General features: G+C 67.1%; 20 protein-coding genes. 11 read left to right on the forward strand and 9 right to left on the reverse strand.

Annotation, left to right across the window (positions count from 1 at the left end; all coding sequences use genetic code 11):
* Nucleotides 1-149 precede the first annotated feature (149 nt).
* The 4 genes from JOF55_RS22030 to JOF55_RS22045 all read left to right on the forward strand — a co-directional run bounded on the left by JOF55_RS22030 (nucleotide 150) and on the right by JOF55_RS22045 (nucleotide 4,857).
* Nucleotides 150-1,784: a peptide chain release factor 3 gene (locus JOF55_RS22030; protein ID WP_374727325.1), complete on the forward strand. Its 1,635-nt coding sequence runs from the start codon at nucleotides 150-152 to the stop codon at nucleotides 1,782-1,784.
* Between the two features lie 57 nt (nucleotides 1,785-1,841).
* Nucleotides 1,842-2,657: an MFS transporter gene (locus JOF55_RS22035; protein ID WP_310277734.1), complete on the forward strand. Its 816-nt coding sequence runs from the start codon at nucleotides 1,842-1,844 to the stop codon at nucleotides 2,655-2,657.
* Nucleotides 2,600-3,181 carry an MFS transporter gene (locus JOF55_RS22040; RefSeq protein WP_310277737.1) on the forward strand — a complete coding sequence of 194 codons (582 nt, stop codon included), beginning with the start codon at nucleotides 2,600-2,602 and terminating at the stop codon, nucleotides 3,179-3,181. Before JOF55_RS22035 ends, JOF55_RS22040 begins: the two co-directional genes overlap by 58 nt.
* Before the next feature lie 182 nt (nucleotides 3,182-3,363).
* The gene (locus JOF55_RS22045; protein ID WP_310277740.1) at nucleotides 3,364-4,857 is read left to right on the forward strand and encodes a SulP family inorganic anion transporter; all 1,494 of its coding nucleotides are present in this window, start codon (nucleotides 3,364-3,366) and stop codon (nucleotides 4,855-4,857) included.
* On the opposite strand, the gene JOF55_RS22050 is transcribed toward JOF55_RS22045, so the two are convergent.
* The 4 genes from JOF55_RS22050 to JOF55_RS22065 form a co-directional block, all read right to left on the reverse strand.
* Nucleotides 4,851-7,121: a heavy metal translocating P-type ATPase gene (locus tag JOF55_RS22050; protein ID WP_310277743.1), complete on the reverse strand. Its 2,271-nt coding sequence runs from the start codon at nucleotides 7,119-7,121 to the stop codon at nucleotides 4,851-4,853. The two genes, JOF55_RS22045 and JOF55_RS22050, sit on opposite strands and share 7 nt — an antisense overlap.
* A gap of 106 nt (nucleotides 7,122-7,227) precedes the next feature.
* Nucleotides 7,228-7,437, reverse strand: a complete 210-nt coding sequence (locus JOF55_RS22055; protein WP_310277745.1) for a heavy-metal-associated domain-containing protein — start codon at nucleotides 7,435-7,437, stop codon at nucleotides 7,228-7,230.
* Nucleotides 7,438-7,484: 47 nt separating this feature from the next.
* Nucleotides 7,485-7,766 (reverse strand): metal-sensitive transcriptional regulator, encoded by a 282-nt coding sequence (locus JOF55_RS22060; protein WP_310277748.1) that lies wholly within the window; start codon nucleotides 7,764-7,766, stop codon nucleotides 7,485-7,487.
* Between the two features lie 147 nt (nucleotides 7,767-7,913).
* Nucleotides 7,914-8,864 carry a DMT family transporter gene (locus tag JOF55_RS22065; protein WP_310277751.1) on the reverse strand — a complete coding sequence of 317 codons (951 nt, stop codon included), beginning with the start codon at nucleotides 8,862-8,864 and terminating at the stop codon, nucleotides 7,914-7,916.
* A 250-nt stretch (nucleotides 8,865-9,114) separates the two neighbouring features.
* On the opposite strand from JOF55_RS22065, the gene JOF55_RS22070 reads away from it, so the two are divergent.
* Nucleotides 9,115-10,323: a site-2 protease family protein gene (locus JOF55_RS22070; protein ID WP_310277753.1), complete on the forward strand. Its 1,209-nt coding sequence runs from the start codon at nucleotides 9,115-9,117 to the stop codon at nucleotides 10,321-10,323.
* A gap of 21 nt (nucleotides 10,324-10,344) precedes the next feature.
* Here JOF55_RS22070 and JOF55_RS22075 read toward each other — a convergent pair whose 3' ends face one another.
* The 3 genes from JOF55_RS22075 to JOF55_RS22085 form a co-directional block, all read right to left on the reverse strand.
* The gene (locus JOF55_RS22075; RefSeq protein WP_310277756.1) at nucleotides 10,345-12,684 is read right to left on the reverse strand and encodes a lysylphosphatidylglycerol synthase domain-containing protein; all 2,340 of its coding nucleotides are present in this window, start codon (nucleotides 12,682-12,684) and stop codon (nucleotides 10,345-10,347) included.
* Nucleotides 12,685-12,855: 171 nt separating this feature from the next.
* Complete coding sequence (locus tag JOF55_RS22080; RefSeq protein WP_310277759.1) at nucleotides 12,856-13,581, reverse strand: TetR/AcrR family transcriptional regulator; 726 nt, start codon at nucleotides 13,579-13,581, stop codon at nucleotides 12,856-12,858.
* Between the two features lie 166 nt (nucleotides 13,582-13,747).
* Entirely contained in the window at nucleotides 13,748-15,424 is a 1,677-nt protein-coding gene (locus tag JOF55_RS22085; protein ID WP_374727582.1) for an AMP-binding protein, read from the reverse strand.
* A gap of 221 nt (nucleotides 15,425-15,645) precedes the next feature.
* Here JOF55_RS22085 and JOF55_RS22090 point away from each other — a divergent pair, with 221 nt between their 5' ends.
* The 5 genes from JOF55_RS22090 (at nucleotide 15,646) to JOF55_RS22110 (ending at nucleotide 20,746) form a co-directional block, all read left to right on the forward strand.
* On the forward strand, nucleotides 15,646-16,512 hold the full coding sequence (locus JOF55_RS22090) for a helix-turn-helix transcriptional regulator (protein ID WP_310277765.1): 867 nt from the start codon (nucleotides 15,646-15,648) through the stop codon (nucleotides 16,510-16,512).
* 108 nt (nucleotides 16,513-16,620) lie between these two features.
* The gene (locus JOF55_RS22095) at nucleotides 16,621-17,262 is read left to right on the forward strand and encodes a 5-oxoprolinase subunit B family protein (RefSeq protein ID WP_310277768.1); all 642 of its coding nucleotides are present in this window, start codon (nucleotides 16,621-16,623) and stop codon (nucleotides 17,260-17,262) included.
* Nucleotides 17,259-18,197, forward strand: coding sequence for a 5-oxoprolinase subunit C family protein (locus JOF55_RS22100; protein ID WP_310277772.1), 939 nt, complete (start codon nucleotides 17,259-17,261; stop codon nucleotides 18,195-18,197). The genes JOF55_RS22095 and JOF55_RS22100 overlap by 4 nt, the downstream gene beginning before the upstream one ends.
* Before the next feature lie 349 nt (nucleotides 18,198-18,546).
* Nucleotides 18,547-19,092 (forward strand): CBS domain-containing protein, encoded by a 546-nt coding sequence (locus JOF55_RS22105; protein ID WP_310277775.1) that lies wholly within the window; start codon nucleotides 18,547-18,549, stop codon nucleotides 19,090-19,092.
* A gap of 16 nt (nucleotides 19,093-19,108) precedes the next feature.
* Entirely contained in the window at nucleotides 19,109-20,746 is a 1,638-nt protein-coding gene (locus tag JOF55_RS22110; protein WP_310277778.1) for a BCCT family transporter, read from the forward strand.
* 163 nt (nucleotides 20,747-20,909) lie between these two features.
* Here JOF55_RS22110 and JOF55_RS22115 read toward each other — a convergent pair whose 3' ends face one another.
* Both JOF55_RS22115 and JOF55_RS22120 read right to left on the reverse strand, forming a co-directional pair.
* Nucleotides 20,910-21,503: a DNA polymerase ligase N-terminal domain-containing protein gene (locus JOF55_RS22115; protein WP_310277781.1), complete on the reverse strand. Its 594-nt coding sequence runs from the start codon at nucleotides 21,501-21,503 to the stop codon at nucleotides 20,910-20,912.
* Between the two features lie 98 nt (nucleotides 21,504-21,601).
* On the reverse strand, nucleotides 21,602-22,057 hold the full coding sequence (locus tag JOF55_RS22120) for a PPC domain-containing DNA-binding protein (protein WP_310277784.1): 456 nt from the start codon (nucleotides 22,055-22,057) through the stop codon (nucleotides 21,602-21,604).
* Between the two features lie 183 nt (nucleotides 22,058-22,240).
* Between JOF55_RS22120 and JOF55_RS22125 the strand changes: the two genes are divergently transcribed.
* Nucleotides 22,241-23,812, forward strand: a complete 1,572-nt coding sequence (locus JOF55_RS22125) for a long-chain-fatty-acid--CoA ligase (RefSeq protein ID WP_310277787.1) — start codon at nucleotides 22,241-22,243, stop codon at nucleotides 23,810-23,812.
* Nucleotide 23,813: the final 1 nt, after the last annotated feature.

A 23,813-nucleotide genomic window follows, 5' to 3' on the forward strand; every position in this document is an offset into this window, starting at 1 on the left:
CTGTGCGGAGGTGTAGTGCAGCATCGCATGATCGGGCCGGATGCACGAGTGCGCTGCAAGTTTCTGTAACGTGAAGGTAGGGTTCAACGGAGGTTCGACGAGGTGATGGTGCAACGTCGGCAGGATGCGCGCGCGGATCGGGGGATGTGGTGAGCGCGGCGACGGAGCCTCGAGATGCCGGACACAGTGGCGCCGGGAAGGGCAGCCATGACCCTGTGCAGCAGGCCCGGCGGCGCCGTACGTTCGCAGTGATCAGCCATCCGGATGCCGGGAAGTCGACCTTGACCGAGGCACTGGCGCTGCACGCGAGGGTGCTTTCCGAGGCAGGCGCGGTGCATGGCAAAGCCGGTCGACGCGGAGTGGTCTCGGACTGGCTGGCCATGGAACGCGCACGGGGTATCTCGATCACGTCGGCGGCCCTGCAGTTCGAGTACGGCGACTGCGTGATCAATCTTCTGGATACGCCGGGGCACGCCGATTTCTCCGAGGACACCTACCGGGTGCTGTCGGCGGTGGATTCGGCAGTGATGCTGTTGGATGCGGCCAAGGGGCTGGAACCGCAGACGTTGAAGCTCTTCGACGTCTGCCGCCATCGGGGTATCCCGGTGATCACCTTTATCAACAAGTGGGATCGCCCGGGCCGCGAGGCGCTCGAGCTGTGTGACGAGGTACACGAGCGGATCGGACTGCGTCCGATGCCGCTGACCTGGCCGGTGGGGGAGTCCGGCCATTTTCGCGGCGTCCTGGACCGCAATACCGGTGAGTTCGTCAGTTTCGAACGTACGGCGGGAGGCGCCACGATCGCCCCCGAACACCGGATTGCCGCCGAGGACGCGGCCGAGGAGGCCGGCGCGGATTGGCAGCGTGCGGTCGAGGAATCCGAACTTCTGTCGGCGTCGGGGGGCGATATGGATGTGCCCGCTTTCTCCCGAGCTGGTGCGACACCCGTGCTGTTCGGCTCCGCCGTACAGAACTTCGGCGTCGGGCATCTGCTCGACCTCCTCGTCGAACTCGCCCCGCAACCGACTCCCCGGGAAGACGTCGCGGGCCGCACTCGGGAATTGGACGCGCCGTTCTCGGCATTCGTGTTCAAGGTGCAGACGGGGATGGATCCCGCGCATCGTGACCGGGTCGCCTTCGCGCGGGTGTGCTCCGGGACGTTCGAACGCGGCATGGTCGCCACGCACGCCGCCACGGGCAAGCCGTTCGCGACGAAGTACGCGCAACAGGTCTTCGGGCAACAGCGGGACACCGTCGAGCTGGCCTACCCCGGTGACGTCGTCGGCCTGGTCAACGCTTCCGCCCTGGGGGTGGGAGATACTCTCCATACCGGCAAGCCGGCGGTCGAGTTTCCCGGTATCCCCAGCTTCGCCCCGGAACACTTCGCCGTGGCGCGTACCACCGATCCGGGACGCTCCAAGCAGTTCCGGCGCGGCATCGAGCAGCTGTCCCAGGAAGGGGTCATACAGGTACTGCGTTCGGAGGCACGCGGCGACGGCGCACCCGTGCTCGCGGCGGTCGGTCCCATGCAGTTCGACGTGGCCACCCACCGCATGGAGACCGAGTTCCGTGCTCCCCTCCAGCTCGAGCGATTGCCCTATCACGTCGTTCGTCTCGTGGGCGACCAGCAACAGCGCTCGACCCTGCAGACCCGCAACAGCGAAGTGCTCGATCGTTCCGACGGATCGGCGCTGGCCGTATTCACCGATGACATCGCCCTGCGGTCACTGATCCGGCTGCACCCCGAGCTGGACCTGCGCCACGTCGTGGCCGACACGGACTGAGCAGAATCGAGCACACCCGCCCTCGACCGTCCCCGTAAGCCGAACAGGAGTCCGGTTGTGCCCACCTCCTCCGATCATTCCTCGGCGAAGGCGGTGGCACAGCCACACACCGGGCACTCCCGCATCCACCTGACACGGGTGATCACCTCCGCGTCGGTGGCGTTGGCACTGACCGCGCCGGGACAAACCGCCGCGATGTCGGTCTTCGTCGATCCTCTGATCGAGACCCTGGGTCTGCCCCGGACGACGGTTTCCGCCGCGTACATGGTCGGCTCGCTGTCCGGTGCCGTGGTCATGCCGTTCCTGGGACGCCTGATCGATCGTTTCGGCCCTCGACGAGTGATGGGCGCCATCGGTGTGTGCTTCGGGCTCATCCTGCTGGCCGCGAGCGCCGTGACCGAGCTCGTCGGCTTGACCGCGGCGTTCATCGGTATCCGCGTCGGTGGGCAGGGTGCGCTGAACCTGGTGGCGACCACGGCCGTGGCCGTCTACGTGCACCATCGACGTGGCTTCGCGATGGGCGTCACCTCCGCGATCGGCACTGCCGGTATCTCGCTGGCGCCGGTCCTGCTGGAAAGCCTGATCACGGATCTCGGATGGCGTGAAGTATGGGCTCTGGAGGGGGTGGCGGTGCTCGTGCTGGTCGGACTCGCGGCGCTGTTCGTGCTGCCCCGCAAGCCGACCGCGGCACCACCGGTGGGGGCCCCGCGCCGGGCGAATCGGAAGGAACGAGCGAGTCCTCCGAGACAGCCGCACGCCCCCGGCAGCAGCTACCGCTCGTCGACTGGACGTTGCCCGAAGCCGTCCGGACCGGCATGTTCTGGGTGGTCGCCTGCGGTGTCGGAGTCTGCAGCCTGGTCAGCACCGCGTTGAACTTCCACCAGGTGTCCTTGCTCGGCGAGCGCGGTCTCACCGCCGCCGAAGCCGCCGCCACCTTCATCCCGCAGACCCTGGCAGGTCTGGCCGCCAGCTTCCTGCTCGGCTGGTTGGCCGACCACGTCGCCGACCGAGTGCTCATCATCGCCACGATGATCGTTCTCGCCGCTGCCACCGCCGGAGCCGGGTGGGTGCATCCGGGCTGGACCGCTGCCGTATACGGTCTCGCCCTCGGAGTCTGCAACAACGGTGTCCGCACGCTGGAAGCGGTGGCCTTCCCGCGCTGTTTCGGCTTGCGCCACCTCGGTGCGATCCGAGGCGTTGTGCACTCGGTTACCGTTGGTGCCTCGGCATTCGGTCCGGTCATTCTCGCTCTGGGGAGATCCTGGACCGTCTCCTACCGGCCTGTACTGCTCGCACTGTGCCTGTTGCCCGTGGCGGTCGTGGTGGCCGCAACCGTCATCAGTCCACCACCCTCCGTTCCGCCGCAACGGCACGATGCGGAACCGGAAAATTCCTGACCTGCAACGATGACGGGATACGGCACCGGGGCGCAGCGCCTGTTTGCCGTGTCACACACCGACCTGGATCACATTTTTCCCATCACTTCCCTGACGTAAGGGTATGGTCGGGTTCGATCGTGTGAGCCCCACCGGCGTGGCTCTCATCTGGGGTCCCTCGCTTCCACTCCTGACGAAAGAAGATGATGTCGCTTCCTGCTGTCTTACGTTCCCGTCCCCGCCGCCCCGAGTGGCTCTCACCCCGCATCCTCCGCATCGAGGCTCTCGCCGGCCTCGTCGTCGCTCTCGCACTGATCCCCGAAGCCGTGTCCTTCTCCATCATCGCCGGAGTGGACCCGCGGATCGGACTGTTCGCCTCCTTCACCATGGCCGTCACCATCGCCGTCACCGGCGGGCGACCCGCGATGATCTCGGCCGCCACGGGTGCGATTGCCCTGGTTCTGGCCCCCTTGGCCCGGGAACACGGCGTGGAGTACCTGGTGGCCGCCGTTGTGCTGGGCGGATTACTGCAAGCACTGCTCGGCGCGGTCGGTGTTGCCCGGTTGATGCGCTTTCTGCCCCGCAGCGTCATGGTCGGGTTCGTCAACGCCCTGGCCATCCTCATCTTCACCGCGCAACTGCCGTATCTGGCCGATGTGCCCTGGAGCGTCTACGCCCTGCTCGCGGCGGGCCTGGTCATCATGGTCGTCCTGCCCCGGCTGACCACGGCGATCCCGGCACCGTTGGTGGCGATCGTCGTGCTGACCGCGTTCACCGTCGCCGCGGGCGTGACCGTGCCCACCGTCGGCGATCAGGGCGAACTACCGAGCAGCCTGCCGGTGCTGGGCATTCCCTCCGTTCCGCTGACCGTCGAGACACTGACCATCATCGCCCCGTTCTCGATCGCCATGGCGCTGGTCGGCCTGATGGAGTCGCTCATGACGGCCAAGCTGGTCGACGGCATCACCGACACCCACTCCAACAAGACCCGCGAATCCTGGGGACAGGGTGTGGCCAACATCGTCACCGGCTTCTTCGGTGGCATGGGCGGATGCGCCATGATCGGCCAGACGATGATCAACGTGAAGTCCGGCGCCCGCACCCGGCTGTCCACCTTCCTCGCCGGGGTGTTCCTGCTCATCCTCGTCGTCGCGCTCGGGCCCGTGGTGGCGCTCATTCCGATGGCCGCACTGGTCGGTGTCATGATCATGGTGGCCGTGGGCACCTTCGACTGGCACAGCATCCGACTCACCACGCTGCGCAAGATGCCCAAGAGCGAGACCACGGTGATGGTGGCCACCGTCGCGGTCACCGTGTTCACCCACAATCTCGCGATCGGCGTGGTCGTCGGCGTCCTGGTGGCGCTGGTGCTCTTCGCTCACCGGGTGGCCCACCTGGTGTCCGTGGACAGTGTGCTCGATCCCGACGGCAGCACGAAGATCTACCGTGTGACCGGCCAGTTGTTCTTCGCCTCCAGCAACGACCTGGTGTTCCAGTTCGACTACGCAGGCGATCCGGCCAACGTGGTCATCGACCTGTCCGAGGCCCACATCTGGGATGCCTCCACCGTGGCCTCGCTCGATGCGATCACCAAGAAGTACGAGGAGCGCGGCACCACGCTGACCATCACCGGGATGAACGAGTCCAGTGAACAGCGTCATGCCGCGCTCGCAGGCAGCCTCGGCGCCGATCACTGAGTGGAGGCGGTTCGGAAACCGCGCAGGCGGAGGCTGTTGCTGACGACGAAAACGGAGCTGAAGGCCATGGCGGCACCGGCGATCATCGGATTGAGCAGCCCCGCTGCGGCCAGGGGCAGTGCGGCGATGTTGTAGGCGAAAGCCCAGAACAGGTTGCCCTTGATGGTGCCGAGAGTGCGGCGGGACAGGCGGAGCGCGTCCACGGCAGCACGCAGGTCGCCGCGCACGAGGGTGAGGTCGCCTGCTTCGATGGCGACGTCGGTGCCGGTGCCCATGGCCAGGCCGAGGTCGGCCCGGGCGAGTGCGGCGGCGTCGTTGATGCCGTCACCGACCATGGCGACCACCCCGCCCTCGGACTGCAGCCGGGTGACCACCGTGACCTTGTCCTGCGGCAGGACCTCGGCGATGATCTCGTCGATGCCCACCTGCGTGGCGATGGTGTGGGCGACGGCCTCGTTGTCGCCGGTCAGCAGGATCGGTCGCAATCCGAGGTCACGAAGGCCGCGAACGGCCTCGGGCGAGGTGGGCTTGATGGTGTCGGCGATGGTCAGCACCGCGTGGGCCTGCCCGTTGCAGGCAACGACCACGGCCGTGCTGCCCTGCCGCTCGGCGGCCAGCTTGGCGGTTTCCAACTCCTCGGGCACCCGGACGCCCCACTGTTCCAGCAGCTTCGTCCGGCCGACGAGAACGGCATGGCCGTCGACGATGCCCTGCACGCCGAGCCCCTCGATGGTGGTGAACTCCTCGATGGCCGGCAAGGTCCCTGCTCGCTCGCGGGCACCGCGTGCGATGGCCTGAGCGATCGGATGCTCCGATCCGCTTTCCAGTGCACCCGCCAGCGCGAGCGTGCGGGCCTCGTCGGTTTCCTCGATCACATGCACGTCGACCAGATCCATCCGACCGGTGGTCACGGTGCCGGTCTTGTCGAGCACGACAGTGTCGATGCGCCGCGTGGACTCCAGGACTTCGGGGCCTTTGATGAGGATGCCCATTTGGGCACCTCGGCCGGTGCCGACCAGCAGGGCAGTGGGAGTGGCCAGCCCGAGCGCGCAGGGACAGGCGATGATCAGCACCGCGACGGTCGCGGTGAACGCCATCGTGGCCGTGGCCCCGGTGGTGAGCCAGAAGACCAGGGTGGCCAGGGCCAGGGCGATCACGACGGGGACGAACACCGCGGAAATGCGATCGGCCAGCCGTTGCACCCGGGCCTTACCGGTCTGGGCGTCCTCGACGAGCTTGGCCATCCGGGCGAGTTGCGTATCCGAGCCGACCCGAGTGGCCCGGACGACAAGCCTGCCGCCGGCGTTGACGGTGGCTCCGACCACCGTGTCGCCCTGCTGGACCTCGACCGGGACGGATTCGCCGGTGAGCATGCCGGTATCCACGGCCGACGAGCCTTCCTCGACCACCCCGTCGGTGGCGATCTTTTCCCCGGGGCGGACCACGAACAGGTCGTCGACGCGGAGCTGCTCGGTGGGGATGCGTTGCTCCCCGCCGTCACGCAGGACCGCGACATCTTTGGCGCCCAGTTCCAGCAGAGCCCGCAGCGCCGCTCCGGAACGCCGTTTGGAGCGGGCTTCGAAGTAGCGGCCCGCCAGAATGAACGTGGTCACCCCGGCGGCCACTTCGAGATAGATCGAGCCGGTTCCGCTCGTGCGTTCGATGGACAACTCGAAGGCGTGCGTCATGCCGGGAACCCCGGCAGTGCCGAACAGCAGCGCGTACAGCGACCAGCCGAACGCTGCCAGCGTCCCCATGGAAATCAAGGTGTCCATCGTGACCGTGCCGTGGCGCAGATTCGTCCACGTTGCCCGATGGAACGGCCACGCACCCCACACGACCACGGGAGCGGCCAGCGTGAGGGAGATCCACTGCCAGTAGGTGAACTGCCACGCGGGCACCATGGCCAGGACGATGACCGGCACGGACAACACCGCGGAGACGGTCAGCCGCTGCCGCAGTGACCTCGTCGGGTCCTCGGGTTCGTCGGTACCCGCGGGCGGTACCTCCGCACGGGTCGGCTGCGGCAGGGCGGCGGTGTATCCGGCGGTTTCGACCTGATCGAGGAGTTGCTGCGGGTCCATTCCGTCCGGATAGGTGACCTTGGCCTTTTCGGTGGCGTAGTTGACCGTGGCGGTCACCCCGTCGAGCTTGCCCAGCTTCTTTTCGACTCGAGAGGCACATGAAGCGCAGGTCATGCCGCTGATGGCCAGCTCCACCTGCTGTTCGGACGAGGTCGTCGAAGGGTCGGCATCGGTGCTCATGGCGTCCTTCCTGTTCACCGTGGTGTGGTGGCTGATTCCGGGAGGCGCTGGTCAATTTCTCGAGAAATTGACCGACCCGCTCAGGGGAGGATCAGCCGGACACCGTCTATGGGGTTGTCAGCTCGTACCCGGCTTCTTCGACGGCGGCACGCACATCGGCATCACGGATCGGCTCGGAACTGGTCACCGTGACCGCGCCGGTGGACAGGTCCACTGCCACATCGGATACGTTGCTGATCTCGCTGATTTCCTCGGTCACCGACCGGACGCAGTGCTCGCAGCTCATTCCGGTCACGGTGTAGGTCGCCTCGGTCATGGGTGTGGCCTTTCGTGCTGTGTCGTGGGGTGAGCAAGGGAGTGTGCTCAGGAGCGCACCAGGCGGGCGATCGCCTCACTGGCTTCGCGGACCTTCTCGTCGGCGGCGTCGCCGCCTTCGGTCAGGGCCTCGGAAACGCAGTGCTTGAGGTGGTCGTCCATCAAGCCCAGCGCGACGGATTGCAGTGCCTTGGTGGTCGCGCTGATCTGGGTCAGTACGTCGATGCAGTACTGGTCGTTGTCGATCATCTTGGCCAAGCCCCGGACCTGGCCCTCGATACGGCGCAGCCGCGTGGCGTACTCGTCCTTGTCCTGGGTGTAGCCGTGCATCGCGTCCTCCTCGGTTCCGGCGGGGAAGTTCGATCACCCCGTCCCCGTTTATATATACCCCTAGGGGGTAGAGGTGTCAAAGTGTGGTGCCGACTCCGGGCACCGGATCGCGAGATGCGCGTCCCCACCGACTCCGGCAGGCTTCCGTCAGTGCGCGGACCGCCGTGCCAGCAGCGGAGAGTGCGCCAGCAGCGCCACCCCGAAGCCGAGAATGATCGCGCCGGAGACGAGGAGGAGCGCTGTGCCACCGGTGCGGGGTAGCGACTCGCCGAATCCGGCCACGCCCAGTACGTAGGCGACGAGTGGATCGGTGATGACGATGGCGGTGACCGAGGGAGCCAACGGGCCGCTGGCGTAGGCGGCTTGCTGCAGGGAGAAGCTGGCCAGGGAAACCGCGGCCAGTGTATAGCCGGGCCAGCTGGTGAGCAGGCCGGTGAACCCGGTGGTGGCGAAGGTGGCGGCAGCGAGCTTGGTGACGGCCGCGCCGACGGCGAACAATGCGCCTGCGGCCACCGACAGCAGCGCCGCTCGTTGGACCGGTGCCCTGTTGCGCCCCGAGAGCACCAGTACCGCGGCAACCAGAATCACGGTGCCCATCGTGGCCAGGAGCGGGACCCGGTGGATGGTGTCGGTGGCAGGCAGGGCCCGAGTGGACAACACCAGTGCCAGGCCTGCGCAGATCATGCTCGCTCCGATCCAGCCGCCGCGCCCCGGGCGGCGGCCGGTGCCGAGTGCGGCCAACGGCAGGCTGAACAGCAGGGTGGTGACCATCAACGGTTGCACCGCCGAGATCGAACCCACGTGCAGGGCGGCGGCTTGAAGAAAGAATCCGCAGGCGTCGAGGAGCCAACTCGACAGCCACAGCGGACTGGTCAACAACGCGATCACAAAGCCGACGCCGTATCCGACTCGCCTGCGTGATGTGCGGAGGCGAGTTTCCACGGCCGGCTGTAACGGCGGTACGGCTGCGGGAAGGCCGACCCCACGCCGCTGACCGCGCCGCATGGTGCCCGCCAGCTGAGAGGCCGCGCGCTGCTCACCGGCGGCGCTCAGCGCGGACAGCGCCGCCGCCAGCAGAGCCAACACGAGGACCCACACCGCGCCGCCCCTCTACCTCGACGAGAACCCGGCCATACCGGCTCAACCCGGTGATACTGCCCATCCATTCCGCTTACCGGCTCTCTTCCGACCGCTCGAGCGACAGTCCCCGCCGGGGAGCAAGTGTGCAGCAGGGATATCCGGTACCCGCGGAGGTGAGTGCGCCTGGGGATCGGGGAATCCCCGGAGAAGTGGCTCGGGAGTTCCGGCTGGGCCGGGCTCGACTCCGGCGATACAGCGAGGTGCGGCGATGAAGGAGACGATTCGGCTGGGGCGCATCGCCGGAGTGCGGATCGGACTGCACTGGAGCGTGGTGGGCATCGTGGTGTTGGTGGCTGCCGGATTGGGTGGTTATCAGCTTCCTGTCGTGCTACCCGGCCATTCGACGGTTGGTTACGCGCTCGGAGGAGTGGCCGCTGCCGTGCTCCTGGTGGGTTCGCTGCTGGGGCACGAGATGGCGCATGCCGTCATGGCCAGGAGGAACGGAGTGGCGGTGGAGGGCATCACCCTGTGGCTGCTGGGCGGGGTTGCGCGATTGCGGGGTGAGGCGCGTAGCCCGGGGGCCGAGTTGCGCATCGCGGTGGTCGGTCCGCTCGCCAGCGTGGCGTTGGCGGTGCTGTTCGGCGCGGCCGTATGGGTCTCGGCATGGAGCGGCGTGAACGACGTGGTCGTGGTCGTGCTGGGATACCTGGCTCTGCTCAACCTGGTGCTGGCGGTGTTCAACCTGGCCCCCGCGGCGCCGCTGGATGGCGGACGGATTCTGCGGGCGGTGCTGTGGGCATGGCGTGGTGATCGGTTCAAGGCCGCCGTATGGTCGGCGCGGGCCGGGCGTGGCCTCGGTTTCCTGCTGGCCGCCGCGGGCTTCGTGCAGTTGCTGACCCGTGGTGCCGAGGGACTGTGGTGGGTGCTGCTGGGCTGGTTCGTCGCGAGTGCGGCATCGGCTGAACAGCAGCAGGCGCGGATCGGTGTGGCACTGGCCGAGGTACACGTGCGCGATGCGATGTCCGGCCCTGTCGAAGCCGTCGACGGGCGGCTGACTGTCGAGCGATTTCTGCGGGCCGGCGGGTTCGAGCGAAGACACGATGCTGTCCCGCTGCTGGACGCGGCCGGGCGACTCGACGGACTGACCACCGTCAACCGGCTCGGGCAGGTCCCGGAGCAGGCACGCGCGGTGACTCCACTGGAGAAAGTCGCTTGTCCCGCGGAGCAGGTTCCGGTAGCCGAACCGGACGAGCCGCTGGCGGTCGTGCTTCCCCGGTTGACCAAGGAAGCAGGAGGGTACGCACTGGTCTTGCGTGCCGGTGAGCTCGTCGGAGTTGTGGCACCGTCGGACATCGGTCGGATCGCCGGTGCGCGTGGCCTGCGTATCGACATTCCCGGAGATTCCGGTCCCGGTCGAGCGGCAAGGGCCTCTCCACCGCAGGGCTGGTGGTACCCGGGCCAGCAGCATCCCCGGTGAGTACACCCACCATCGGAGCGGTCAGATGATGTTGTGGTGCTGCAGGTATCGAAACATCGCGATACCGGGAAGGATGGGGAGCCAGTAGGTCAACAGCCGGGAGGTGAGCACGGCCGTCACCGAGGCGGTCGGTGAGATCCCCACTGCGCTGAGGCCTGCGATCAGTGCGGCCTCCACCGCACCGAGTCCGCCGGGTGCCGGTACGAGATGGCCGAGCGTGTTGCCGATGACGAACACGGTGAGCACGGCAGGCAGTGAGAAGCTCGTGGTCAGGGCGGCCAGGCTCGCGGCGAGGCCGAGGCCGGAGATCATCAGGTAGCCGAATCCCCCACCGAACAGCTGTGCGGCACGGACCGGGTGGCGCAACGTCTCGAGCAGCTCACCGGCGACCTCCAGTGAAGGCCGGACGATCCGACGGCGCCCGAACGGTGATGCGGCCAGGGCACCGACGAGGACCAGTATCGCGCTGATCGTCAGTACGACCGGCCAACCGGTTGGAATCGACAGGTTGCGCGGCACGCCGGACGTATCGACTCCGAAGAAGCCGATGATGCCCAGCAGGACCGCCACCGCCCCCGTGCCTGCCTGGTTCAACACCGTGACTCCGACCGCTGATGATCGGCGCAGGCCCAGTCGCTCCATGTAGATGATGTTGATGCCGAAGAAACCGGCGCCGCTCGGTGTGGTGCGCCCGGTGAACGCGGCGGCCACCTGTACCGCGGTCGTGCGCCAGAACGGCAGGGGAGTCCGGCTGGAGCCGAGGATGGACACCGCCGACATCGGGATCGCCAGGATTCCGGCGACCACCGCGGCCGCCAGCCAGCCCCAATGGGCATGCCGCAGTGCCTCCAGCACCTCTCCGAAGCTCGACAGCTCGGGCAGTAGCAGGTAAATGGCGGCGCCGATGAGGAGCAGTCCGACGATGGTGACCGGCCGTACGGGGGAGCGGAAACCCGGGATCGGGCACTGAATGCGGTCGGCGAGGGTCTCGCGCAGCTCGGCCAGCAGGTAACGGTGCGCACCGGGCTGGGCCAGAATCCGCCGCGGCAGGGCAAGGGGGCGCAGGTTCACCAGCGCTGCCTCGAGTTGCTCGATCGGCAGCGCTCGCATCGCGGTGGTCACCGTGCGGTCGATACCGGCCACCGAGGCCAGCGAGACCAGTGCCTCGGCAAGATCCTGGGCGCGGCGCGCCGCCCCGGCCCCTGCCTGGCTGAACGTGAAGTTGAGCAGCCAGGGACGGTGTTCGGAGTCGATGAGGAGATTCTTGGTCCGCAGGTCGTGATGGGCGATGCCTGCTTCCGCCAGTATCGCGATCTGTGCCCAGATCGCCTCCAGCAACTCGTCATCGAGTTCGTTGCTCGAAAGCTGCGGTAGCCGACGTCCGCCATCGACCTGCCGGTGCACCAGCAGAGGTGGGGCGTGCTTCACGTCGCAGGCCAGTACGACAGCAGGAGTGCGCACCCCCGCCCGTTCGGCCAGCAGCGTGACATAGGCCTCGTGCTCGACTTCGTGGTGGGCGCTTGCCAACCGCGGTTCGTCCTGCACATCGAGCAACGCGAGCACGCGGCTGGCCTTGTACAGGATCCCGGCACGCCGGTGCAGACGGCGTACCACCTTCACCCGGAATGTTTCCCCGCTCTCGGTGGACACCGAAAACTGGCGCGGTTCCAGCAACCGGTATTTGAGCGCGGTCACCGACACGGGGCCGAAATCGGACATCTCCAGCTCCCGGCGGACGACCTCCGCGGAGATCTTGTGGCCGGGAGCGCCCCAGACGAGATGGAACAACGTGCCCACGCCCCAGCCGAGCAACGCACCGGCCACCACGTCCCACGGCAGGTGGTAGCCCAGGTGAATCTCCGCCACGGCGATCAGCACGGTGAGCACCCAGCCGACGAGACGCACGGGGCCACCGAGATACGGTGCGGCAACCACGGTGAGTACGGCCATGATGGCCACGCTCGTGGCGGGGAAGTCGAACTCGGTCATGGGGGTGAGCAGTGACTGTGCCGATATCGGACGGTTGCCCAGGAGCCAGTGCATCCCTTCGGCGAGCACCCACGTCACACCGCCCGCTGTCGCGCAGAGCAGGCCCAGTCGAATGAATTTGAGATACAGGGCGACTGCGGTGACTGCGGCGATGCCCACCCAGGAACCGAACCAGGTCAGCACGATCCACACCGGGTCCGATACCGAGGGGATCCTCGCCAGCTGCTGGGAGATCGCGATTTCGACCGGGTTGGCCGGGACGAGGGCCAGCAGCACGCTCACCGTGAGCAGTCCGCCCGCAACGAGAATCCGGAGGAGGTCGCGGGGACGCCGGCCGATGGACAACCGCAACCGGGGGTCGGAGGGGCCCATTCCCTCAGCCGGCGATCCTTCGGCGTTACGCACTGCTCCACCTACTCTTGAGCCATCGGCAGCTGGACGTGCCCTATTGTCTCCGGTCGGCAACAGGCCGCATGTGTTCGTCCACACCCGGCGAACAAACGCGGTGGCTTCGTTCGGACCGTGCAGGAGGCTCGGTAGTGGCTACGACTGCCGTGCTGCATCGCCGCAGCCGTTTCGCGTCAAGTCGTCCGGAAGCGGCAGCGAGCGGTGCGGATCAAGTTCGACGCCACCCGAGCGCAGGACGTGATCGAGGATCGTCCAGATCGCTCCGGTGAGCTGCTCGACGAGAGCCTCCCGGCTGATGCCCGCGGGGTTGTCCAGCCATCGTGTGCCTGCGGACTCGACGTAGCCGACCAAGCCGAAGGCGGTCGTCTCCGCGGGGCTCGGATCGAGCTCGAAGGCAAGCAGGTACTCGGTGAACAACCGGGTGAGGTGCCTGCCCAGGGTGGTCTTGATGTTGGTGAAGCTGCCTGTACCGGTGGTTTCGGCGACAGGCGAGCAACGGAGAAGGTAACGGTAAAGGTGGGTGTGTTCGGTGAGCCAACGCAGGTGAGTCTCGACCGCCATGGTGATCATTCGCATCGGCGAGCCCTGTGGGTGCCATACCGGCGCGAATTCCTCGGTGAGCAGTTCGGTGACCCGTTGTGAGACAGCGCGCTGCAGGTCACTCGCGCTGCCGAAGTGCTTGTACAGCCGGGTTCGAGCCACCCCGGCCTGTTGCGCGATCTGTTCGGTCGATACCTCGGGTCCGTGCTCGGCGATCGCGGCGAGCGCCGCGTCGACGAACTCCGCCCGACGGCGCTCGTGCTGACCCGCCCACCGAGTAGCACGGCCGTCCGGCCGAGAGCGGCGGGTGCTTATCGGCATGTCGGTGAGTCTACCCAATAGCGGGTACGGAATGTATCCCTGCGATTTTCGAGTACGCCTCGCCTCCCATCACCGTCCGCCGATGTGGTGGGCAGCTCGGAAGTTTTCGGGGAAACTTCCGAGCCCGCCCGAGGCCAACCGGAGGCACCGCTCAATGCGCGGGGGTTCATGTCCGCAGTTCGGGGAAGTCGGTGTCGGAGTACTCTCCTTCAACCGGGCCGTTCTCGCGGTTCCGCTCGTCCTCCATGCCGCGCAGTTCCACGCGACGGATCTTGCCGGAGATCGTCTTCGGCAGCTCGGCGAATTCCAGGCGCCGGATTCGTTTGTACGGGGCCAGGTTCTCCCGCGCGAACCCCAGGATCGAGCAGGCGGTGTCACGGTCGGGCCGGTGGTCCGCGGTCAGCGTGACGTAGGCCTTCGGGACCGCCAGGCGCACCGGATCCGGCGAGGGAACCACGGCGGCCTCCGTCACCGCCTCGTGCTCCAGCAGTATGCTCTCCAGCTCGAACGGCGAGATCCGGTAGTCGCTGGCCTTGAACACGTCGTCGGCACGTCCCGTGTAGGTGATGTATCCGTCGGCATCCCGGCTGCCCACATCGCCGGTGTGGTAGTAGCCGTCGCGCATGACCTCGGCGGTGCGCTCCGGGTCATCCCGGTAGCCGAGCATCAGCCCCAGCGGCGGCAGGCTCAGGTCGAGGCAGAGCTCGCCCTCCGAACCCGGTTGGCCGGTGGCCGGATCCAGCAGGGCGATGGTGAAGCCCGGCAACGGACGCCCCATGGAGCCGGGCTTGACTTCCTGGCCGGGGGTGTTGGCAATCTGCACGGTGGTCTCGGTCTGGCCGAACCCGTCCCGGATCGTGACTCCCCAGGCCCGGCGGACCTGCTCGATGATCTCCGGGTTCAGTGGCTCCCCCGCGCCCACCACCTTGGTGGGCGGTGCGGCCAGCTGTGTGAGATCGGCCTGGATGAGCATCCGCCACACCGTCGGTGGTGCGCAGAAACTCGTCACCCCGCAGCGCTGCATGTGCCCGAGCAGGGCTTGCGGGTCGAACCGTGTGTAGTTGTGGATGAACACACAGGCACCCGCGTTCCACGGCGCGAACACGTTGCTCCACGCGTGCTTGGCCCAGCCGGGGGAGGAGATGTTCAGATGCACATCGCCGGGCTCCAGCCCGATCCAGTACATGGTCGACAGGTGCCCAATCGGGTAGGTGGTATGGGTGTGTTCGACCAGCTTGGGTTGTGCGGTGGTACCGGAGGTGAAATACAGCAGCACCGTATCCGAGGCTTTGGTCCCACCATCCGGTGTGAACTGCTGCTCGGCCGAATACGCATCGGCATAGCTCAGCCACCCTTCGACCGGCGCGCCCACCGCCACGCGGGTGTACTCGCCGGGCACGGTCTCGAATGTCGCCGTGTCCGCCGAGCGAACCACGACATGCTTGGCGTTGCCGCGCTGCACCCGATCGGTCAGGTCCGCTGCTGCCAGCATCGTCGAGGCGGGGATCAGCACCGCCCCCAGCTTCATGGCCGCGAGAATGGTTTCCCACAGCTCGACCTGGTTGCCGAGCATCACAATCACCCGGTCGCCTCGGCCCACACCTTGCCTGCGGAGCCAATTCGCCACCTGATCGGATCTCCGGGACAGCTCGGCGAAGGACAGCTTCATCTCCGAACCGTCCTCCTCGACGATCCACAGCGCGGGCCGGTCGGCCGATTCCGGTTCCGTGCCGAGCGCGTCGAACCAGTCCAACGCCCAATTGAACTCGGCCGGTTCCGGCCAGCGGAAACCGGCATATGCCCGTGTGTAGTCCTCCCGGTGCGTCAGCAGGAACTCGCGCATCCGCCGGAACTCCGCGCTGCGGGCGGATGCTGCGTCTGCTGTGCCGTCGTTCACGAAGGGCTCCTCTCCGCACCGCCGGTTCGGGCGGCTCTCGACTCTCTGCTGGTGGCACGGCGACCGCCTTACCGCACTGCGGTCACTGCCCCGGACCGTGACACCACCGGGTTATGCTCCACATCACAGGAGTGGTTCACTACCCCCGAAAATGGGGAGAGGGAGCGATGGAGCAGACGCGACACCCATTGATGCGTCCCGATGACGCGGACGCGTTTCGGCAAGCCCTCAGGTCGGTGCAGCGACGCACCGAAGTTCCCCTGGTCTTCGGTGGTCAGGTCCTGAACGGTGCCCTGCGGCTCTCGGAGTTCCTCGGAGCACGCACCAGTGGTCTGCGCGGACTGAGCGTCTTCCCCGGCGCCGGCCTCGGCGGCCACGTTGTGGCGTACGGGCACCCCGCTGCGGTCAATGACTACGGAACGGCGAAGTCGATCACCCACGACTACGACCGTCCCGTGCTCGGTGAAGGAATTCGCTCGGTCGTTGCCGCACCGGTCACGGTGCACGGTTCGGTACGCGGTGTGCTTTACGGAGCCGTCCGTGCCGTGCTGCCGCTGGGAGATCGTGCGGTGGATGCCCTGGTGGATGCCTCCCGGCGGCTGGCCGGTGAAATCTCGCTTCGGGACGAGGTCGACCGGCGGGTGCAGCTGCTGCAGACGGCTGCCTGCGACGAGCTGATGAATGATCGCGACCGGGTGACTGCCGAGGAGGTTCGCGAGCTGCACACGGAGTTCCGCAGCATCGCTCAGGCGATGGAGGACACCGAGCTCCGTGATCGGTTGCGGCAGGCCTGCGAGCGGCTCGCCCGTCTCGGCGTGCAACGAAAGTCCGAGCTGATCTCGCCGCTGGCTCCGCGTGAACTCGACGTGCTCGCCCAGGTCGCGCTCGGCTGCAGCAACGCCGAGGCGGGCAGGCGCCTGTCGCTGCTCCCCGAAACCGTCAAAGCATATTTGCGCAGCGCCATGCGCAAGCTGGAGGTGCACAGCAGGCATGAGGCGGTTGTCGTCGCCCGACGCCGGGGCCTGCTGCCCTGATTCCCAGTGCGTCGGAAGGAGATCAGCGCCCGTGCTCGACCGTCATGTCGGCGGAATCATGGAGCTCCGAACGAGAGAGCGGTACGCGGGATTGTTCGGTGATCGGTGATGCGAGTATTGCGCTGCGCCGATTCCGGATTGCTGCTCGAGCTGGACGATCCGGACGGAGTGCTCGCGCTGTACGCGGCTCTGACCAGCGAGGAGTTGCCCGGCGTGACGGATCTGGTGCCCGCGGCGCGCACGCTGCTGCTGCGCCTGGATCCGCAGCGTGCTGACGTTGCGGAGATCGAGCGGATGGTCCGCGCTGTGCACATCGATCACGTCGATCATCCCGAGCACGCCGAGGGTGGTGAGCTGCCCGATCGTGGTCGGGTGATCGTGCCGGTGTGCTACGACGGTGCGGATCTGACCGAGGTCGCGCGGCTGACCGGGCTTTCCGAGCGAGACGTCGTGCACGCACATACCACGACCGAGTGGACCGTGGCGTTCGGTGGGTTCGCTCCCGGATTCGGTTATCTCGTAGGCGGGGACGGTCGCCTGCGGGTTTCCCGCCGCAGCGAGTCGCGAACGAGGGTGCCCGCGGGGGCGGTCGGGCTCGCCGGTGAGTTCAGCGGGATCTATCCGCGGGAGTCCCCGGGTGGCTGGCAACTGATCGGGCGCACCGACCTGCGGATTTGGCAGGTGGATCGGGACCCGCCCGCGCTGTTGCGCCCCGGAGTCCGGGTGCGCTTCGAGGAGGTGGGGCCGTGACCGGGAGTGGTGATGATTCGGCCGGGAATCGGCAATACCGGAAGCGAAGCACCGGGCTCGAAATCGTCGAGACCGGTCCGCTGGCGACCCTGCAGGATCTCGGACGGCCGGGCTTGGCCGACATCGGTGTCGGTGTTTCGGGAGCCGCCGATCGGGGGGCGTTGAGACTGGCCAACCGGCTCGTGGGCAACGATGAGGCTGCCGCCGCAGTCGAGGTGACCCTGGGCGGGCTGGCCGTGCGTGCCGGACACGCTATGACGGTCGCGGTCACGGGAGCGCCATGTCCGATCACTGTGGACGGGCGCAGCGAAGCGGTGAACTCGGTGCTGCGCCTGGCTGCGGGAACCGAACTGCGCTTGGGCATACCGGATCGCGGTCTGCGCAGTTATCTGGCGGTGCGTGGGGGGATCGCGGTCGAGTCGGTGTTGGGATCGCGCAGCACCGACGTGCTCGCCGGGGTCGGCCCCGACAAGCCGACAGCCGGAACGGTGCTGCCGGTGGGCCCGGCACCTACGGGCTCTCCGGTGGTCGAGATCGCCCCGGTGCCCGCCCCGGGCGCCGGGGACATCGAACTCCCGGTGGTTCCCGGTCCTCGCGACGACTGGTTCGATGATCGGGCGCTGGGCACGCTGTTGCACGAACCGTACGAGGTCGGCATCGACAGCAATCGGATCGGCATGCGGCTGATCGGGCCCACGCTGCACCGGGCAGGGAATGCCGAACTTCCCAGCGAGGGCATGGTTGCCGGGGCGCTCCAGGTCCCGCCTTCGGGGCAGCCGACCCTGTTTCTTGCCGATCACCCTGTTACCGGAGGCTATCCCGTGATCGCCGTGCTGCCCGCCGTCTCCGTCGATGTGGCCGCTCAGGTCCGTCCGGGGCAGCGGGTGCGGTTCCGCAGGGCAGGACAACGCTTGTCCCGTGGCCGGACCCGGTGATGACCCGCGGTTCCGCTGACTCTGCGACACCACCGGTGGGGCGTGTTCACCGTTCAGGGGGAGACGATTCTTCGGGATCCTGTTGTCAGGTTGCGCCGCTGTCACCACGCGAGACCATGTAACGGCGACATGAGAAAGCGCCTCGGAGACGGAGGCGAGTGCACAACCGTGGAACGTGCCTCCGCTGTCGGGACACCGGCAATCGATCGGCTCGCTGCGGCAGGCCCGGCTAAGCGGTTGCGGGTGCAGTGCCGCAGTCCGCAGTCCGCAGTCCGCAGTCGGGTAGTACGGCTGCGGCACGGACGCCTGCTTGTCCTTCGTCGCTCTGCCGAGGTGGGAGGAATTCGAGATGACGAGCGTGCGAGAGATCATGACCGTCGATGTGGAATGCATCGACGGCAGTGCCTCGCTGGCCGATGCGGCCTATCGGATGTCGGAGTTGGAGGTCGGGGCGCTGCCGATCTGCGATGTCGGCAACCGGCTGCGCGGCATCCTCACCGAGCGCGACATCGTGGTCAAGTGCCTGGCCCGCGGTGCCGACCCCTTCCACGCACGGGCAGGGCAGTGCGCCGAGGGACCACCTGCCACGGTGCAGGCCGACGACCCGGTCGAGGAAGTGGTGCGGGTGATGAGCGAGCGCCACATCCGTCGGTTGGTGGTGCTGGACGGCGGCGATGTGGTCGGCATGATCGGCGAGAAGGACCTGGTGCGAGGCTTGACGAGCGAGCAGTTCGCGGAGGTGATGCGGTCCATCCTGGAGGCACCCGCCTCGGCGGTCGCGCCGCTTTCCAGCGAACACGATCGGATTCGGGCCGAGGGACTCTTCGCGCACTTTCTGGGGCGCCTGCGGCATCACCGCGGTGAAGCCCGGACATCGACCGCCCCACCCCGGTAAAAGGACACCGATACCCATGGCACTCCGAGAACGGCAATCCCAGGGTCGCGTGAGCCGCTTCTTCGCTGCGTACTCCATCGACACCACGGTGTTCGGCTGGTCGTTCGGGATCATCGTGGTGTTCTGCATCGTGGGGGCGCTGATGCCCCGGACCGTCGGAAACCTGGCCAATACGGGTCTGAACTGGGTGGTCAGGAACCTGGGTTGGCTGTTCGTCCTGGCCTCGGTGGGTTTCGTGGTGTTCACGATCTACTTGGCGGTCAGCCGGTACGGGCGCATCCCGCTGTCGCAGGACGGTGAGCCACCTCAGTTCTCCACCGTGTCCTGGGTGGCGATGATGTTCTCCGCCGGGATGGGCATCGGACTGATCTTCTTCGGCGTCTACGAGCCGGTCGCGCACCTGGCCAATCCGGCGCCCTGGCTCAACGTGCAGCCGGGCAGTCAGCAGGCGGCGCGGCTGGGCATGGCCTACTCGTTCTTCCACTGGGGCCTGCATCCCTGGGCGATCTATGCGACGGTGGCGCTGGCGCTGGCCTATTCCACCTACCGCAAGGGCCGAGGCAATCTGATCAGCTCCCCGTTCCAGTCGCTGCTGGGGAAAAAGCGCATCGAGGAGGACGGCTGGGGCAAGCCGATCGATATCTGGGCGATCGTGGCCACGAAATTCGGCGGCGCCACCTCCCTGGGCCTGGGATCGTTGCAGATCGCGGCCGGTATTTATTTGTTCACCGGCATCGGCGGCGGATTCGGGCAGCAAGACGGTCAAGGAACGCTGATAGCGCTGCTGGTCATCGCGGTACTGATCTTCTTTGCGGTGCTGTCGGCGGTCAGTGGGGTCTCCCGCGGCATCAAGTGGCTGTCCAACACCAACATGGTGATCGCCGCCCTGCTGGTGCTATTCGTCCTGTTTGCCGGGCCGACGGTGTTTCTGCTCAACCTGGGGCCGAGCGCACTGGGCGCCTACGTGTTCAACTTCATCCCGTGGAGCCTGCGCACCCCCGCCTTCGGCGGTGTGGGCTGGCTCTCGGACTGGACGATCTTCTACTGGGCCTGGTGGATCTCCTGGACACCGTTCGTGTCCACCTTCATCGCCCGGATCTCGAAGGGGCGCACCATTCGCGAGTTCGTGCTCGGCGTTCTCATCGTGCCCACACTGGTCTCCGCGCTGTGGTTCACCATTCTCGGCGGTGCCGGGCTGAACCTGCAGCTCACCGGCCGGGCCAACATCGCAGGTGCCGGATCGACCAGTGAGGCCGCAGCCTTTTTCACCGCACTGCAGCAGTACCCCGGCTTCTTCGCCACCGGCATCGTGGTCATGTTCCTCGTGGCGATCTTCTGGGTCAGCGGCGCCGATGCCAGCGCGGTGGTGCTCGGCATCCTCTCCTCTCGCGGCACCACCGAGCCGAACAAGTGGCTGATCGCCGCCTGGGCCGTGATGAGCGCGGCCGTGGCGGCCGTGCTGTTGCTCGTGGGCGGGCTGCAAGCACTGCAGACGTTCACGATCCTGGTCGCGGCTCCGTTCGTGCTGATCATCATCGGTCTGTGTTGGTCGTTGTATTCCGACCTGCGCCACGATCCGCTGCGGCGAGCCCGAGCAGGCCCGGTCGGGCACCAGCGACGCCGCACTGTCGTCCCCTCCGAGCCGGAGGACTGAGCAGCAGGTCATGCTCCCGGTCGCCGATGGCATCACCCTGACCAGGCGCCTCTGACAGTCCGTTCACGGCGAGGCAGGTCCATGTTCGCTCACCGAAACCGCTCGGGGAGCGGGGCGCGTGTGACGGGAGCACGGGCCCTCGCTCGAACACGGTACTTGCCGCCTATCGCAGCTCCTGGCCGTGCTGGGCGATTCCGCGTAGATCATTGCCGCTCAGCACGGAACGAGGTTGCCGTTCGAGGGGATTGCGACGGCGGTCGGCACCCGCATCCTTCATCTTGATCAACAGCCACTGGCTGTCCGTGCGCTTGCCCATGCGGGTCAGCGCGTAGCCGCCGCGGAGCTTGTCGCCGTCGAGCCAGAGGTTGATGTGACCGTTCTCCAGCGCCTCGGCGGCACTGGTCTGCTGCTCGGTGAGGTGCTGGTAGCTCCCGGTGTCCCAGACGAGAACCGTGCCCGCGCCGTACTCGCCCTGCGGGATGATTCCCTCGAAGTCGCCGTACTCCAGGGGATGGTCCTCGGTGGGCACGGCCAGGCGCTTGTCCTGCGGATTGAGCGATGGCCCCTTGGGGATCGCCCACGACTTCAGCACTCCGTCGACCTCGATCCGGAAGTCGTAGTGCAGCGTTCCTGCCTCGTGTTTCTGAATGACGAACCGTGCACTCGATCGCTCCGGCGGGGACTGTTCGCCGCCGCGCGGCTCGGTCGTCGTACCGAAGTGGCGCTTGCGACGGTACTCACCGAGTTTGTCCGGCATGCGCTCGCTTTACCCGTTCCGGCCCGGGTGGCAAACGCGACCGTTGCGCGGACATGAGGCGGTGGCTGTCTCGCTTGCCGCGCGAATCGGGTAGAAGGTCAGGAGGACCTACCGGTTTCCCAGGCGTCGAGGTCGATCAAGGGGAGGCCGCTGTCCGGGTCATGGCGCCGGACCAGGTGCGGTGGTGATTCGGTGATCATGACCTCGAGCGTCGGCCGGACCAGCCCGGCCCTGAGGTGCCCGCCGCGGGTGGTGCCGTCGTGACGTCCGAGTACGGCATGCAGATGCATCTGGGGTTCGTCGTCGCCGACGAGCACTCCGGTCATCGTGAGGACCTCGACCTGCTCGTCGACGGGAATGTCCTGATACTGCTTGGTGTCCACGTCGAAGTAGGCCAGCGTGGCGCTGCTGAGGCCGCCGATCGCCGTGACCGAGGCCGTGCCGATGCCGGACGAGCGGGCGAACCGCGTGAGCTCGTCCAGGACACGGTCTCCGGCATCCAGCACGACCACGTAGGTGCCGGGGGCTCCGGTGACCAGCTGCTTGCTCCGCAAGGGGTGCCTCCCGTGTCTCGGTGGCTTTCAATCCGTGCGTGGGGCAGCCTTTCGCAGGTGAGCGAGGTCGGCAACCGCGAACGGTCGCCCCCCTCTTGTGCGGGGCCTGCTGGAGAGGTTTCCTCGGGCAGGCGGAGAAAGAATCGGTAATACGGTCGGACAGGCCGTCCTCGAGGAGGGTTCATGGAAATTCCGCTCACCCCGCTGGAGTTCGCCCGACGTACTCGTCGGCTGCACCCGGACCGAGAGGCAGTGGTCGACGGGCAGCTGCGGTGGACCTATGAGCAGTTCTTCGATCGCTGCGACCGCTGGTCGGCGGCGCTGGAAGGGATGGGGGTGGGTAAGGGCGACCGCGTGGCCTACATTGCTCCGAACACCCACGGTCAGCTCGAATCCTTCTATGCGGTTCCCCAGCTCGGAGCCGTGCTGGTCCCCATCAACTACCGCCTCTCGGCCGAGGACATCGTCTACATCGTCAACCACTCGGGTTCCACGGTCGTCTGTGTGCACGCGGATCAGCTCGACGTGGTGGACCAGGTCCGCGATCGGATGCCGGAAGTCGAGCACTTCGTGGCCCTGGAGGGTGCCCGCGCGGATTGGGAGGACTACGAGGCGCTGCTCGCGCGAGCAAGTTCGGAGTTCACCAGGCCCGCCATCGCGGAGACCGATCTGCTGTCGATCAACTACACCAGCGGTACCACTGCACGCCCCAAGGGCGTCATGATCACACACCGCAACGCCTACCTGAATGTGGTGGGCACGCTGCTGCACCTGCGCATCGGACTCGGTGAGCGATACCTGTGGACTCTGCCGATGTTCCACGCCAACGGCTGGACCTATACGTGGACGGTCACCGCGGCAGCCGCCACGCACGTGTGCCTGCGTGCAGTGGACCCGGCCCGCGTGTTCGAACTCATCCGTACCGAGGGCGTGTCCTGGCTGTGTGCGGCGCCCACGGTGCTGATCGCCCTTGCGCACGCCGCACCGGAGGTCCGGGGCAGTGTGCCTCCCGGAGTCCACGTGGTCACTGCCGGTGCGTCTCCCGCCGCGGCCACTCTCGAGCGTCTGGAGCAGGAATTCGGCTGGGAGGTGACCCACGTCTACGGTCTCACCGAGACCACTCCGTTCATCACGGTGTGCGAGCCCAGAGCCGAGCACGAGGGGCTTCCCGCGCAGCAACGCAGCATTCTCAAAGCCCGTCAGGGTATCGAGCTCATCACCTCCGGTGAGCTCAAGGTCGCCGGTGACCACGGCAGCGAGGTCCCGTGGGACGGCGCGACGGTCGGCGAGATCGTGGTGCGCGGCAATGTGGTGATGCAGGGCTATTTCCGCGATCCCGAAGCGACCGAACAGGTCATGGGCGACGGCTGGTTCCACACCGGGGACGCCGCTGTCACTCACCCCGACGGCTACGTCGAGATCCGCGATCGCATCAAGGACGTCATCATCTCGGGTGGGGAGAACATCTCCTCCATCGAGGTCGAAGGCGTTCTCCTGCGTCATCCCGCGGTGCAGGAGGCCGCCATCGTCGGTCTGCCGCATGAAAAATGGGGCGAGACACCGCACGCTTTCATCGTCCTTCAGGCAGGCGACTCGGCCACGGCCGACGACATCATCTCCTTCACCCGGCAGCACCTCGCGCATTTCAAGGCGCCGACCGCGGTCAGCTTCGTCGACGAGCTCCCGAAGACGGCCACCGGCAAGATCCAGAAGTACGTGCTGCGCGGCGGGACCTCCGCGGTTTCCCGCCAATGAC

The organism is Haloactinomyces albus, assembly GCF_031458135.1.
Taxonomy (GTDB): domain Bacteria; phylum Actinomycetota; class Actinomycetes; order Mycobacteriales; family Pseudonocardiaceae; genus Haloactinomyces; species Haloactinomyces albus.